This is a genomic window from Streptomyces mesophilus, assembly GCF_011044995.1.
In the GTDB taxonomy this organism is placed as follows: domain Bacteria; phylum Actinomycetota; class Actinomycetes; order Streptomycetales; family Streptomycetaceae; genus Streptomyces; species Streptomyces mesophilus.
In genome coordinates, this window is record NZ_JAAKZW010000007.1 from 15,962 (window position 1) to 29,304 (window position 13,343).

12 protein-coding genes and 1 pseudogene are annotated in these 13,343 nt (G+C 71.6%); 11 read left to right on the plus strand and 2 right to left on the minus strand.

Annotation, left to right across the window (positions count from 1 at the left end; all coding sequences use genetic code 11):
* The first annotated feature begins 2 nt into the window (after positions 1-2).
* The 11 genes and pseudogenes from G6045_RS04235 to G6045_RS04285 all read left to right on the plus strand — a co-directional run bounded on the left by G6045_RS04235 (position 3) and on the right by G6045_RS04285 (position 11,813).
* The gene (locus G6045_RS04235) at positions 3-1,205 is read left to right on the plus strand and encodes a glycosyltransferase (RefSeq protein ID WP_165330423.1); all 1,203 of its coding nucleotides are present in this window, start codon (positions 3-5) and stop codon (positions 1,203-1,205) included.
* Positions 1,206-1,289: 84 nt separating this feature from the next.
* Positions 1,290-2,525: a class I SAM-dependent methyltransferase gene (locus tag G6045_RS04240; RefSeq protein WP_165330424.1), complete on the plus strand. Its 1,236-nt coding sequence runs from the start codon at positions 1,290-1,292 to the stop codon at positions 2,523-2,525.
* On the plus strand, positions 2,522-3,316 hold the full coding sequence (locus G6045_RS41185; protein WP_165330425.1) for a glycosyltransferase family protein: 795 nt from the start codon (positions 2,522-2,524) through the stop codon (positions 3,314-3,316). The genes G6045_RS04240 and G6045_RS41185 overlap by 4 nt, the downstream gene beginning before the upstream one ends.
* Positions 3,313-3,960: pseudogene (locus G6045_RS04250) on the plus strand (PIG-L deacetylase family protein); the annotation flags it as partial. The gene G6045_RS41185 and the pseudogene G6045_RS04250, both read left to right, overlap by 4 nt.
* A 126-nt stretch (positions 3,961-4,086) precedes the next feature.
* A complete protein-coding gene (locus G6045_RS04255; protein ID WP_165330427.1) occupies positions 4,087-5,112 on the plus strand; it encodes an NAD-dependent epimerase/dehydratase family protein in 1,026 nt (341 codons plus the stop codon).
* A 68-nt stretch (positions 5,113-5,180) separates the two neighbouring features.
* On the plus strand, positions 5,181-6,461 hold the full coding sequence (locus tag G6045_RS04260) for a DUF4910 domain-containing protein (protein WP_165330488.1): 1,281 nt from the start codon (positions 5,181-5,183) through the stop codon (positions 6,459-6,461).
* Positions 6,458-7,774, plus strand: a complete 1,317-nt coding sequence (locus G6045_RS04265) for an MATE family efflux transporter (RefSeq protein WP_165330428.1) — start codon at positions 6,458-6,460, stop codon at positions 7,772-7,774. The genes G6045_RS04260 and G6045_RS04265 overlap by 4 nt, the downstream gene beginning before the upstream one ends.
* Complete coding sequence (locus tag G6045_RS04270; RefSeq protein ID WP_165330429.1) at positions 7,771-8,718, plus strand: glycosyltransferase family 2 protein; 948 nt, start codon at positions 7,771-7,773, stop codon at positions 8,716-8,718. The genes G6045_RS04265 and G6045_RS04270 overlap by 4 nt, the downstream gene beginning before the upstream one ends.
* Entirely contained in the window at positions 8,715-9,926 is a 1,212-nt protein-coding gene (locus G6045_RS04275; RefSeq protein ID WP_165330430.1) for a polysaccharide pyruvyl transferase family protein, read from the plus strand. Before G6045_RS04270 ends, G6045_RS04275 begins: the two co-directional genes overlap by 4 nt.
* Complete coding sequence (locus G6045_RS04280) at positions 9,923-10,474, plus strand: dTDP-4-dehydrorhamnose 3,5-epimerase family protein (RefSeq protein WP_165330431.1); 552 nt, start codon at positions 9,923-9,925, stop codon at positions 10,472-10,474. The genes G6045_RS04275 and G6045_RS04280 overlap by 4 nt, the downstream gene beginning before the upstream one ends.
* 7 nt (positions 10,475-10,481) lie before the next feature.
* Entirely contained in the window at positions 10,482-11,813 is a 1,332-nt protein-coding gene (locus G6045_RS04285; RefSeq protein ID WP_165330432.1) for a glutamate-1-semialdehyde 2,1-aminomutase, read from the plus strand.
* Positions 11,814-11,867: 54 nt separating this feature from the next.
* Here the strand turns inward: G6045_RS04285 and G6045_RS04290 are convergent, their stop codons facing one another.
* A complete protein-coding gene (locus tag G6045_RS04290; RefSeq protein WP_408056294.1) occupies positions 11,868-12,512 on the minus strand; it encodes a phosphatase PAP2 family protein in 645 nt (214 codons plus the stop codon).
* 257 nt (positions 12,513-12,769) lie between these two features.
* Positions 12,770-13,177, minus strand: a complete 408-nt coding sequence (locus G6045_RS04295) for a DUF2795 domain-containing protein (RefSeq protein WP_165330433.1) — start codon at positions 13,175-13,177, stop codon at positions 12,770-12,772.
* Positions 13,178-13,343 lie beyond the last annotated feature (166 nt).

Genomic DNA, 13,343 nt, shown 5'->3' on the forward strand with positions numbered 1-13,343 from the left:
GCATGCATGTCCTCGTGGTGCACAACCGCTACGCGTCGGCGCAGCCGAGTGGCGAGAACAAGGTCGTCGACCAGGAGATGGCGCTGCTGCGGGAGGCAGGCCACCGGGTCGAGCTGTTCGAGCGCCGCAGCGACGACATCGCCGCCCGGTCGCTGCTCGGGAAGGTCGCCGTGCCGCTCCAGGTGCCCTGGAACCCGGCGGTCCGACGGGAGTTGACCGCACGGCTCCGCAGCGACCGGCCGGACGTCGTCCATATCCACAACGTCTTTCCGCTCCTGTCGCCCGCGGTCCTCGCCGCCTGCGCCGACGCCGGTGTGCCGGCTGTCGCGACGCTGCACAACTACACGCAGGTCTGCGCGCCCGGCACGCTGCAGCGGGACGGCCGACCGTGCACCGAGTGCGTCGGCTCCTCGCCGCTGCCCGCCGTCCGGCACGGCTGCTACCGCGGCTCCCGGCTCGCGACGGTGCCGCTCGCGGTCGGCATGTCGGCCAACCGGCGCAGGTGGTGGTCCGGCGTGGTGCGCTTCCTGTGCATCTCCGAGGCGCAGCGCGACGTTCTCGTACGGGCCGGTCTGCCCTCCGAACTCGCTTCGGTGAAGCACAACTTCGTGCCCGACCCCGGGGTCGTCCGCACCGGCGACGGTGAGCATCTGCTCTATCTCGGGCGGCTCGCCGAGGCCAAGGGCGTACGGCTGCTCATGGCGGCCTGGGACGAGGTCGCGGAGGTCGGCGGGGTGGGCGTGCCGCTGGTGATCGCGGGCACGGGACCGCTGGAGCGCGAGGTGACCGCATGGGCGGCCGGCCGGGACGACGTGCGTTACGTCGGCCTGTACGACACGGACCAGTGCCGCCAGGCCCTCGCCCGGGCGGTCGCCGTGGTCGCGCCGTCGACCTGGCTCGAGGCGTTCGGCCTGGTGGTGGTGGAGGCGATGGCGGCGGGGGTGCCGGCCGTCGCCGCCGGACACGGGGCCTTCGCCGAACTCGTCGAGGACGGCGTGACCGGGCTGCTGCACCGGCCTGGCGATCCCGCCTCGCTCGCCTCCTGCCTGCGCCGGATCACGGCCGACCCGGCGCGGAACGGGGAGATGGGCCAAGCGGCCCGGCACCGCTACGAGAAGGACTTCAGCCCGGCCGTCGGGCTCGAACGCCTGGTGGACGAGTACCGCACCGCGGCAGACGGAAGAGGACCGCACGGCGACAACTGAACAGGTGGCGCACGGCACCAACTGGACAAGTGCGCACCGCAACAAGTGAACAAGTACCGCACTGTCATAAATGGGGGGCAGTAGATGACACGATGCCGACTCTGCGGCTCGGCGGCGCTGGCGAGCGTCGTCGATCTGGGGGCTACTCCGCCGTGCGAGAGCTTTCTCGCAGCGGACCGACTCGACCTGCCGGAGCCCGCGTTCCCGCTGCACCTGCGGGTCTGCACGGACTGCTGGCTGGCACAGATCCCACCGCTGATCACACCCGAGGAGACGTTCAAGGAGTACGCGTACTTCTCCTCGTACTCGACCTCATGGGTGGAGCACGCGCGCACCTTCGTCACCGACGCCGCCGGACGGGCGGGGCTCCGGCAGGACGCGTTCGTCGTCGAAGTCGCCAGCAACGACGGGTACTTGCTGCGTCACGTGGTGGACCGGGGGATCCGCTGCCTCGGCATCGAACCCTCCGTCAACGTCGGCGCGGCGGCGCGCGAGGCGGGGGTGCCGACCCTCACGGAGTTCCTGAGCCCGGCCGTGGGCTCCGCCGTCCGCGCCGAGCACGGACCGGCCGACCTGGTCGTGGCCAACAACGTGTACGCGCACATCCCGGACGTCGTCGGGTTCACCGAGGGGCTGCGCGCCTTGGTCGCGGACGACGGCTGGGTCTCCATCGAGGTGCAGCATCTGCTGACCCTGATCGAGGAGAACCAGTACGACACGATCTACCACGAGCACTTCCAGTACTACACGGTCGCCTCCGCGATCCGGGCCCTCGCGAGCGGCGGACTCGCCCTCGTGGACGTCGAGTTGCTGCCCACGCACGGCGGCTCCATCCGGCTGTGGGCCAGGCCGGCCGGGGCGGCCGGTGAACCGAGCGCGCGCGTGGCCGACGTACTGGCCCGCGAAAAAGCCGCGGGGCTACAGGAGTTGTCCGGGTACGCGGAGTTCTCCGCCCGGGTCGCGAAGGTCCGCCGTGACCTCCTCAAGTTCCTCATCGAGGCGGCCGAACGCGGCGAGACCGTCGTCGGCTACGGCGCCCCCGGCAAGGGCAACACCCTGCTCAACCACTGCGGCATCCGGCCCGACCTGCTCGCGTACACGGTCGACCGCAACCCGTACAAACACGGCAAGTTCACACCCGGCACGCGGATCCCGATCCTGCCGCCCGAGCAGATCGCCGCCGACCGGCCCGACTACGTCCTCGTCCTGCCGTGGAACCTGCGGGCCGAGCTCATCGAGCAGCTGTCCTTCGTCCATGAATGGGGCGGCCGCCTTGTCTTTCCCATCCCGGAACTGAGCATTGTCGAGGTCACGCCATGAAGGTCGTCCTGTTCTGCGGCGGTTACGGGATGCGGATGCGCAGCGGAGCCGCCGACGACATCCCCAAGCCCATGGCGATGGTCGGCCCCCGGCCGCTGATCTGGCACGTCATGCGCTACTACGCGCACTTCGGCCACACGGAGTTCATCCTCTGCCTCGGCTACGGAGCGCACCACATCAAGGACTTCTTCCTGCACTACGAGGAGACCACGTCCAACGACTTCGTGCTGCGCGGCGGACGGACCGAGCTCCTGTCCACCGACATCGCCGACTGGACCATCACGTTCGCGCAGACCGGCGTGGAGTCACCGATCGGGGAGCGGCTGCGGCGGGTGCGTCACCACCTGGACGGCGACGACATGTTCCTGGCCAACTACGCCGACGTCCTCACCGACGCCCCGCTGCCGCGGATGATCGACTCCTTCACCCGGCGCGACGCCGGCGCCTCCATGATGGTCGTGCCGCCGCAGTCCTCCTTCCACTGCGTCGATCTGGGCGAGGACGGACTGGTGGGCGGCATCACCGCGGTCAGCGAACTGCCGCTGTGGGAGAACGGCGGCTACTTCGTGCTCCGCCAGGAGGTCTTCGACCACATACCCGAAGGCGGCGACCTCGTCGCCGACGGATGCGCCCAACTGGCCAAGCGCGGACGCCTCGTGGCGCACCAGCACCGCGGGTTCTGGAAGCCGACCGATACGGTGAAGGAACGCGCCGCGCTCGACGCCGCCTACGCGCGCGGCGAGCGGCCGTGGGCGCTGTGGGAACGCGAAGACGCCGGGGTGGGCGCGTGATCCGGCTCGGCGTGGGGCGGCGCCTCGACCGTATCGTCGCCGTGGGCGCGCACTGCGACGACATCGCCATCGGAGCCGGCGGCACGCTCCTGACGCTGTGCAGCGCGCGGCCCGGCCTGCGCATCGACGCGCTGGTCCTCTCCGGCGGTGGCAGCGACCGCGAACAGGAGGAGCGGGCCGCGCTCTTGGCGTTCTGCCCGGGCGCCGAACTGCGCCTGACCGTGCTCAAGTTGCCGGACGGCCGGGTGCCCGCGCACTGGGAGGAGGCCAAGGCCGCGGTCGAGGAGCTGCGCGAGCAGACCGAGCCAGACGTGGTCCTCGCCCCGCGCACCGACGACGCGCACCAGGACCACCGCGGCCTGGCGCAGCTCGTCACCACCGCATTCCGCGACCACCTCGTCCTCGGCTACGAGATCGCCAAATGGGACGGCGACCTCGGCCGTCCCGTGGCGTACCAGCCGCTGGCGCCTGAACTCGCCGAGGAGAAGGTGCGGCTCCTCCACGAGCACTACCCCTCGCAGCGGCACCGGTCCTGGTTCGACCGCGAGGCGTTCCTCGGGCTCGCCCGCATCCGCGGCATCGAATGCCATACGCGCTACGCCGAGGCGTACGCCGTCACCAAACTCACGCTCGACCTGGGCGCCTTCACGCCGAGCGCTCCCACTCCGAGCGTTTCGGCACCGAGCGTTTCGCCACCGAGCGTTTCGGCACCGGACGCATTCGCACCGATCGATCTCACTCCGAGCGCACTCACCCTGGGGGACTGAACCTTGCGCGTACTCCTGACCGGACACCAGGGATACCTGGGCACCGTGATGGCCCCGGTGCTCACCGCCGCCGGACACCACGTCACCGGCCTCGACGCCGGCCTGTTCGCCGACTGCGTCCTCGGCCCGCCGCCCGCCGACCCGCAGGGGCACCGGGTGGACCTGCGCGACGTCACGGCCGAGCACCTGGCCGGGGTGGACGCCGTGATCCACCTGGCCGCGCTCTCCAACGACCCCCTGGGATCGCTCGCGCCCGAACTCACCTACGACATCAACCATCACGCGTCCGTACGCCTGGCCCGCCTCGCCCGCGACGCCGGAGTGCGGCGCTTCCTGTACGCGTCGACCTGCTCCGTCTACGGCGCCGCCGGCGGCGAGGACCTCGTGGGAGAGGACGCCCCGCTGCGCCCGGTGACCCCGTACGCGGAATCCAAGGTGCGCGTCGAGGACGACCTGCACGCCTTGGCCGACGCCGACTTCAGCCCGGTCTGCCTGCGCAACGCCACCGCCTTCGGCTACTCGCCTCGGCTGCGCGCGGACATCGTGCTCAACAACCTCGTGGGCCACGCCTTCCTCTCCGGCGAGGTGCTTGTGCTCTCCGACGGCACCCCCTGGCGCCCGCTGGTGCACGCCGCCGACATCGCACGCGCCTTCACCGCCGCGCTGACCGCACCACGGGAAGCGGTGCACGACCGGGCGTTCAACATCGGCAGCGAGATCAACAACGTCACGGTCGCCGAGATCGCCGAGCAGGTCGCCGCCGCGGTGGCCGGCTCCAAGGTGGTGATCACGGGTGAGAACGGCGCCGATCCGCGCTCCTACCGCGTGGACTTCTCCCGCTTCCGCACCGCGATCCCCGGCTTCGACTGCGAGTGGACCGTCAAGCAGGGCGCACTCGAACTCGCCGACGCCTACCGGCAGTTCGGCCTGACCCGCGAGGACTTCGACCGGCGCTTCACCCGCCTGGCCGTACTGAGCGCGGCCTCCGACGCCGGAACCGTCGACGACACCCTGCGGTGGCGCCGATGACCGAAGCCGGCGCACCGTCGATGACCAGGACCGGCGCACCGTCGACGACCGCGGCCGGCGGTCCGTCCATGACCCCGGCCGGCCCCGGCCGGCAGATGTACGCCCTGGTGGAGCGGCTGTACCCGCTCTGCCGGAGCATCACCGGGGACGGCGTGCGCGCCACCCTGGACATCGTCGGCGAGTACCTCCCGCTCCAGATCCACGAAGTGCCGACCGGGACGCAGGTGCTCGACTGGACGGTGCCGCAGGAGTGGAACATCCGCGACGCGTACATCGCCGACAGCACAGGCCGCCGGGTCGTCGACTTCGCCGCGTCCAGCCTGCACGTGCTCGGCTACAGCGTGCCCGTCTCGGCCACCATGCCCCTGGCCGAGCTCCGCCCACACCTGTACACCCTGCCCGACCAGCCCGACTTGGTTCCGTACCGCACCAGTTACTACAAACCGGACTGGGGATTCTGCCTGGCCCAGAACACCCTCGACGCCCTGCCGGACGGCGACTACGAGGTACGCATCGACTCCACCCTCGCCGACGGCCACCTCACATACGCCGAGCACGTGATCCCCGGCCAGGTACCCGACGAGGTGATCATCTCCTGCCACGTCTGCCACCCGTCCCTGGCCAACGACAACCTCGCCGGCATCGCGGTGGCCACCTACCTCGCCCGGGCCCTCGCCGAGCAGACGCCGTACTACACCTACCGGTTCATCTACGCCCCCGGCACCATCGGCGCGATCACCTGGCTCGCCCGCAACGCCGAACGCATCGAGCAGGTCGCGCACGGGCTGGTCCTGGCCTGCGCCGGCGACACAGGCCGGCTCACGTACAAACAGAGCCGGCGCGGCGACGCGGAGATCGACCAGGTGATGCGCCACGTCCTGGCCGCATCCGAACGCCCACATGAGATCACCGAGTTCACCCCGTACGGCTACGACGAGCGCCAGTACTGCTCACCCGGATTCAACCTCGGCGTGGGTTCGCTCAGCCGGACCCCGTACGCCGGATACCCCGAGTACCACACCTCGGCCGACAACCTGGACTTCGTCTCACCCGAGGCCATGGCCGACACCCTCGCCGCCTGCCGCGAGGCCTTCACCCTGCTCGACCGCAACCGGAGCTACCTCAACCTCAGCCCCTACGGAGAACCGCAGTTGGGCCGGCGCGGCCTGTACGACGCGCTCGGCGGCCGCAGCGACACCAAGCAGGCCCAGATGGCCATGCTCTGGGTGCTCAGCCTCTCCGACGGCGACCACAGTCTCCTCGACGTCGCCGAACGGGCAGGTCTGCCCTTCGACACCGTCGCCGCCGCTGCCGACGCCCTGCGCGGCGCCGGACTGATCAAGGCATGACGCCGATGACCACCGAGGGGGAGAAGGCGACGACCTCGGTGGTCCGGGCCCGGCACGCCCGGCCCACCGCCATGCGGGCCGTCGTCGGCAGGCTGTCCTGGGGCCTGGCCGACCAGGCGGCCTCCAGCCTGACCAACTTCGCGGTGGGCATCTATGTGGCCCGTTCGCTCGGGCTCGTCGCCTTCGGCGTGTTCGGCCTGGCCTGGGTGACGTACGGCGTCGTCCTCAACGTCTCCCGCGGACTCGCCACCGACCCGCTCGTGGTCCGCTTCAGCGGCGTCACGGACGCGTCCTGGCGCGGGGCCGTCGCCCGGTCCTCGGGTACGGCGCTCTGCGTCGGCGGTGCGATCGGCGCGCTGTGTCTGACCGTCGGGCTGTGCGTCGGCGGCCGGGTCGGACCCCCGTTCGCCTGCCTCGGCGTCATGCTGCCGGCGCTGCTGCTCCAGGACGCCTGGCGCTACTCGTTCTTCGCCGCGGGCAAGGGACGCAAGGCGTTCGTCAACGACCTCGTATGGGGCCTCGCCCTCATCCCGGGCATGGTGGTGGCGGCCCGCGTCGGCAGCGTCGCCGCGTTCGTGCTCGCCTGGGGCGCGTCCGCCGCCGTGGCCGCGGTCTACGGCTGCTTCCAGTCCGGCATCCTGCCCCGCCTGACCGGCGCACGCGGCTGGCTGCGCGAACAGCGCGACCTCGGCTACCGGTTCCTGGTCGAGAACGTCTCCCTCAGCGGCGCCGTCCAACTGCGGGCGTACGGACTCGGTGTGATCGTCGGGGTCGGCGCGGTGGGCGTGATCCGGGGCGCGGAGCTGCTCCTCGGCCCGTTCCTCGCCCTGCTGATGGGACTCTCCCTGGTCACCGTGGCGGAAGCGGCCCGGGTGCTGCGGGAGGCCTCCCACCGCCTCGCCAAATTCTGTCTGCTGCTCAGCGTCGGACAGGCCGCCGCCGCGCTGCTCTGGGGCGGTGCGCTGCTCCTGGTGCCCGACCGGCTCGGCGAGCTCGTGCTCGGTGACGTCTGGGCCGCCGCCTCGCAGCTCATCGTGCCGGTCACGCTCGGCGTCGTGGGCTCCGGTCTCGGCACCGGAGCCGCGGCCGGCCTGCGCGCGCTCGGCGCGGCCCGGCGCAGCCTGCGCTGCCAACTGTTCGCCTCCGCCTGCTACATCGGCGCCGGCCTCGGCGGAGCGGCCGTCGGCGGCACGGCCGGCTCGGCCTGGGGCGTCGCCGCCGCGACCGTCGGCAGCTCGGCCGTCTGGTGGCTCCAACTTCGTTCCGCTCTGAACGAGTACCACCAACCCCCCAATGAAGTGAGGACACCATGAACGACCATCCCCGGCTCAGCATCGGGCTGCCCGTGTACAACGGAGAGCAGTACCTTCCCGAGGCGCTCGACGCCCTGCTCGGCCAGACCTACGAGGACTTCGAGCTCGTCATCTCCGACAACGCCTCGAGCGACCGGACCCAGGAGATCTGCCACAAGTACGCCGCGCGCGACTCCCGTATCCGCTACATCCGGCTGCCTCGGAACATAGGTGCCGCGCCGAACCACAACTACGTGTTCACCGAGTGCCGCGGCGAGCTGTTCAAGTGGGCCTCGCACGACGACCTTTACGCCCGTGACCTGCTACAGCGCTGTGTGGAGGCCCTCGACGAGCGGCCCGACGTGGTCCTCGCCCACTCCGGCCAGGCGGTCATCGACGGCGACGGCAAGGTGACGGTTCCGTACGAGTACACGCTCGCCACCGACTCGCCGCACACGCCCGAACGCTTCCGCAGCATGCTGTTCGAGGCCGGTGGCGACGACTTCTACGGAGTGATGCGGGCCGATGTGCTGCGCCGGGTGAAGCCGCACGACAGCTACCACCACGCGGACCGCACCTTCGTCGCCGAGATCACCCTGCGCGGTGCCTTCCACCAGGTGCCGGAGCTGCTCTACTTCCGCCGTGACCACCCCACCCGCGCCGAACGCGCCAACCCCTCCAAGCGCTCCCGCTGCGTCAACCTCGACCCGCGCCGCGCCGGACCGCTGCACCCGACGCCCCGGCTGCTCGCCGAGTACGTGTGGGGCTTCGCCTCGGCGATCCGGCGGGCGCCGCTGTCGTCGGCCGAACGGCGCGCCTGCTACCGGCACTTGGTGACCTGGCTGGCCAGCAGGGCCAAGCCGGGAGCCGGTGAGCGGGTCGAGGACCGTACCCCGGTGGACCCGGCCCTGCTCACCGTTTCCGTCGACGACCTGGTCGCCGGCCGTGAGGGCAGGCAGGCGTGAGTGCCGTCCGCGTCGGGGTGTTCGGGCTGCTCGGCTCGGGGAACCTCGGCAACGACGGATCGCTCGAGGCCGTGCTCGGCTATCTGCGCACCGAGCATCCGGACGCCGTCGTGGACGCACTGTGCGGCGGTCCCGAGGTCGTCAAGGCCCGCTACGGGATCGAGGCGACGCGACTGCACTGGTACGGGGGTGAGTATCGCACCGCGTCCCGCGCGGGCGCGATCGCGGGCAAGGGCCTGGGCAAACTCGTCGACATCGTGCGCACCGCCTCCTGGGTGCGCCGCCACGACGTGGTGATCGTGCCGGGCATGGGCGTTCTGGAGGCCACGCTGCCGCTGCGGCCCTGGGGTTTCCCGTACGCGCTGTTCCTGCTCTGCGCGACCGGCCGGCTCTTCCGCACCCGGGTCGCGCTGGTCGGCGTCGGCGCGGACGCGATCAGGGAGCGGCCCACCCGGGCCCTGGTGCGCCGGTCGGCGCGGCTCGCCGCGTACCGCTCGTACCGCGACACCCTCTCCCGCGACGCCATGCGCGCGATGGGTGTGGACACCGCGCGGGACCGGGTCTATCCGGACCTCGCGTTCGCCCTGCCGACGCCCGCGGAAGGCGAGCGTCCGGCCTCGACCGGCCTGGTCTGCGTAGGCGTCATGGACTTCCATGGCGGCAACGACGACCGCGCCCGGGCCGAGGAGATCCACCGGCGGTATCTCGACGGCATGACCCGTTTCGTCCGCGCTCTCGTGGCGGACGGCCGCCCGGTCCGGCTGCTCACCGGCGACTCCTGCGACTCGCCGGTCGTGGCCGCGATCCTCGACGCGGTGGACTCACCGCTGGTCACCGCCGCCGAAGCGAGCTCCCTGGCCGACCTGACGAAGGAGATGGCGGGCGCCGACGCCGTGGTGGCGACCCGCTATCACAACCTCGTCTGCGCGTTGAAGGCCGGCACGCCGACCCTGGCCCTCAGCTACGCGGCCAAGAGTGACGCGCTCATGGAGCGGATGGGCCTGGGCGCCTACTGCCACCCGGCCCGCGAGGTCGACGTGGACCGGCTGCTCGAACAGTTCCGGGAGCTGGAGAAGCGGGCGGGGGAGCTGCGGCAGACGTTGGCCGAGCAGAACCTGATCGTCACCGGTCAACTCGACGAGCAGTTCCGCGAGTTGAACAGCGCCCTCTTCCCGGCAGCCGGCCGCGCCCACCAGGAGACCCGATGAAGGTGACCGAAGTACCGGCGATCGCGGGCGCGTTCCTCTTCGAACCCACGCCGCACGCCGACGAGCGCGGCTTCTTCAGCCGTACGTTCGACGCCGACGCGATCCGCTCGGCGGGCCTCGACCCGCACGCGTTCGTCCAGGACAGCCTGTCCCGCTCGGTCCGTGGCGTGCTGCGCGGTCTGCATCTGCGCTCCGGCGCCGGCGAGGCCAAGCTGGTGCGCTGCTCGTACGGCAGCATCTTCGACGTCGTCGTGGACCTGCGGCCGGACTCGCCCACGTATCTGGGCCAGGGTTTCTTCGAGCTGTCCGACGACGCGCAGACGACGCTGTACGTCCCGGCGGGGTGCGCGCACGGTTTCCAGGCGCTGACCGGGATCGCCGACGTCTCGTACCGGATCGACCGCGCGCACGATCCGGCCGAGGACGTGACGATCGCGTTCGACGATCCGGACCTCGCCATCCCCTGGCCGCTGCCGGTCACATCGATGTCCCCGCGGGACCGGCAGGCGCCGAGCCTGGCCGACGTCCTGAAGCACAAGGAGAGTTGAGGCCGTCGTGGACCACTCAGGCGAAGAGATCCGGCTGCCCCGATCGCGGCAGGCCAACGAACGGCTGCACGCCCTGATCCCCGGCGGCGCCCACACCTATGCCAAGGGCGACGACCAGTACCCCGAGGACCTGGCGCCGGTGATCAGCCACGGCCGCGGCGCCCATGTGTGGGACGTCGACGGCAACCGGTACATCGAGTACGGCTCCGGTCTGCGCTCGGTCAGCCTCGGTCACGCCCACCCGCGCGTGACCGAGGCGGCGCGGCGGGAACTGGACCGCGGCAGCAACTTCGTGCGGCCCTCCCTCCTGGAGGCCGAGGCCGCGGAGCGTTTCCTGGCCACCGTGCCGACCGCGGAGATGGTGAAGTTCGCGAAGAACGGCTCCGATGTCACCACCGCCGCCGTACGCCTCGCCCGCGCCGCCACCGGGCGTCCGCGGGTGGCCCTGTGCGGGGACCACCCCTTCTTCTCCGTCGACGACTGGTTCATCGGCACCACACCGATGTCGGCCGGTATTCCGGCGGCCATCACCGAGCTGACCGTGTCCTTCCCGTACGGCGATCTGGCGGCCACGGAGGAACTGCTGCTGCGGTACGAGGGCGAGATCGCCTGCCTGATCCTCGAACCCGCCGGCCACGCCGAACCCCCGCCCGGCTACCTTCATGCCCTGCGTGAACTGGCCGACCGGCACGGCTGCGTACTGATCTTCGATGAGATGATCACCGGCTTCCGCTGGTCCGAGGCGGGCGCCCAGGGCCTGTACGGCGTGGTGCCCGACCTGTCCACGTTCGGCAAGGCACTGGGCAACGGGTTCGCCGTGTCCGCGCTCGCCGGGCGCCGTGAGCTGATGGAGCGGGGCGGACTGCGGCACTCCGGTGACCGGGTGTTCCTGCTGTCCACCACGCACGGCGCGGAGACGCACTCCCTGGCCGCCGCGATGGCCGTACAGACCACGTACGTCGAGGAGGGCATCACCGAGCGACTGCACGCTCTGGGGGAGCGGTTGGCCGCCGGGGTGCGCGCGGCCGCGGACGGCATGGGTGTCGGCGAACACGTGGTCGTACGGGGCCGCGCCAGCAACCTCGTCTTCGCCACCCTGGACGAGAACGGACGGCCGTCACAGGAGTACCGCACCCTTTTCCTGCGCCGTCTCCTCGCGGGCGGGGTGCTGGCCCCGTCGTTCGTGGTCAGCAGCGCGCTCGGCGAGGACGACATCGACCGGACCGTGGACGTGGTGGCCCAGGCATGTGCCGTCTACCGCAAGGCACTTGACGCCGCCGACCCCACGCCCTGGATGGGCGGGCGGGCGGTGAAGCCGGTCTTCCGCCGCCTGGTGTGAAGCCGGTCTTCCCAGTGTGTGGCGCCGGCGTGTGCGGGTGAGACGGCTCGCGGGTCAGCGGCGGTCCGGGCGGCCGCCGCCGGCCTGCCGCCGCGCCACCCGGTCGATCACCCACGCGGTCGACAGGACCACCGCCAGCGCGGTGCACCAGCCGCCGAGGACATCGGTCGGATAGTGCGCCCCGAGGCCCACCTGCGCCCAGCCCATGGTGGCCCCGACCACCAGCGCGACGGTCAGGACGAGCGCGCTGCCGGCCGCCCGGCCGAGTCCGGTCCGCTCGGCCGCGACCAGCGCCATGACGAGCGCGACCGCGGTCACGTAGGCGGTGTGCCCACTCGGGTAGGACAGGAACTCGCCGTGAATGGTGCGCCCCACCACGGACTTGAGCACCGTCGTCGCCCCCACCGCGAGGGCGGCTCCGGCCACCACGAGCAGCGCGGCGCGAGGGCGCCGCAGCAGCAGACAGCCCGCGACGGCGGCCACGCCCAGGAGCGCCGCTCCGGCGGGCTCACCCCAGAAGTCGATGATCAGCGCGAGCCCGCGCCAGGGCGCCCGCACGCTGTCATCCGTCGGGTCGACGAACCACCGGTCCACCCGGCCCGGCTCACTGTGACCCGCGTACATGATCCCGACGGCGAACACCGTCAGCGCGGCGAGGACCGCGAGCAGCCCGAGGGCCGGGCGCAGCGGTGGGGGCAACAGTGCGGGCGCCGATCGGCGCCCGCCTTCCGTGCAGGGTCGACCTGCGGTGTCCAACACGAGCCCCCCGTCGCCCTGGAACGGCAGCCCCGAACGTGCCTGCGGCCGGGGCGAGTCGGCCAAGGGCGTCGGGTCGGTTCCCGACTTGTCACCCTAACCAATCCCGCGCGGCTTGAGGGGCGTTCCGTCCCCTCGGGCGGCCGGCTGTGCGTCGGGTCCGCGCATCGCCGTACGTCAGGTCTGAGCCCCTCCGTACGTCAGGTCTGAGCCCCGCCGCGGCCGAGGGCCTGGAGGATGTCGCGCACATTGCCGAACTCCCGCCCGGCGGGCAGGTCCGCCGTCACGTCGATGAGCCGGTCCGGCGCATGCGTCTCACGCAGTACGTCCAGGACCCTCCCGCGGTCCGCGGGAAAGAGGCTGCGTCCCAGGTGCTGGGCGAGTTCGGTGCGCAGTTCCACATCCGCGGGCGTCATGCCGGGCGGGGTGGAACCCCGGGTGTCCGTACTGGGTGTGCGGTCCGCGCGGGGCTGGTCCTCGCCGGACGGCTGCAGATCGAAATCCTCCTGCGCCCGCGTGGCGTGCCCTCCCTTCAGCTCACCCTGCATCCGCTTCTTGATCGCGTCGTCGCGCAGCGGTCCTGTCTTGTCACGTCCGTGCTGGGCCATGGTCCACCTCGGGAATCGGGAGTCGTTGGGGGCACCCGACGTACCCGGCAGGGCTTTCCGGACGTACGGCACGTCCGCTCTGCCTGCCCGGCCTTCGGGTCCGGCTCGGGTGCCCGGCGCCGACGCACCCGAAACAGCGTGCCCACCCGAAACAGCCGGCCCCCTG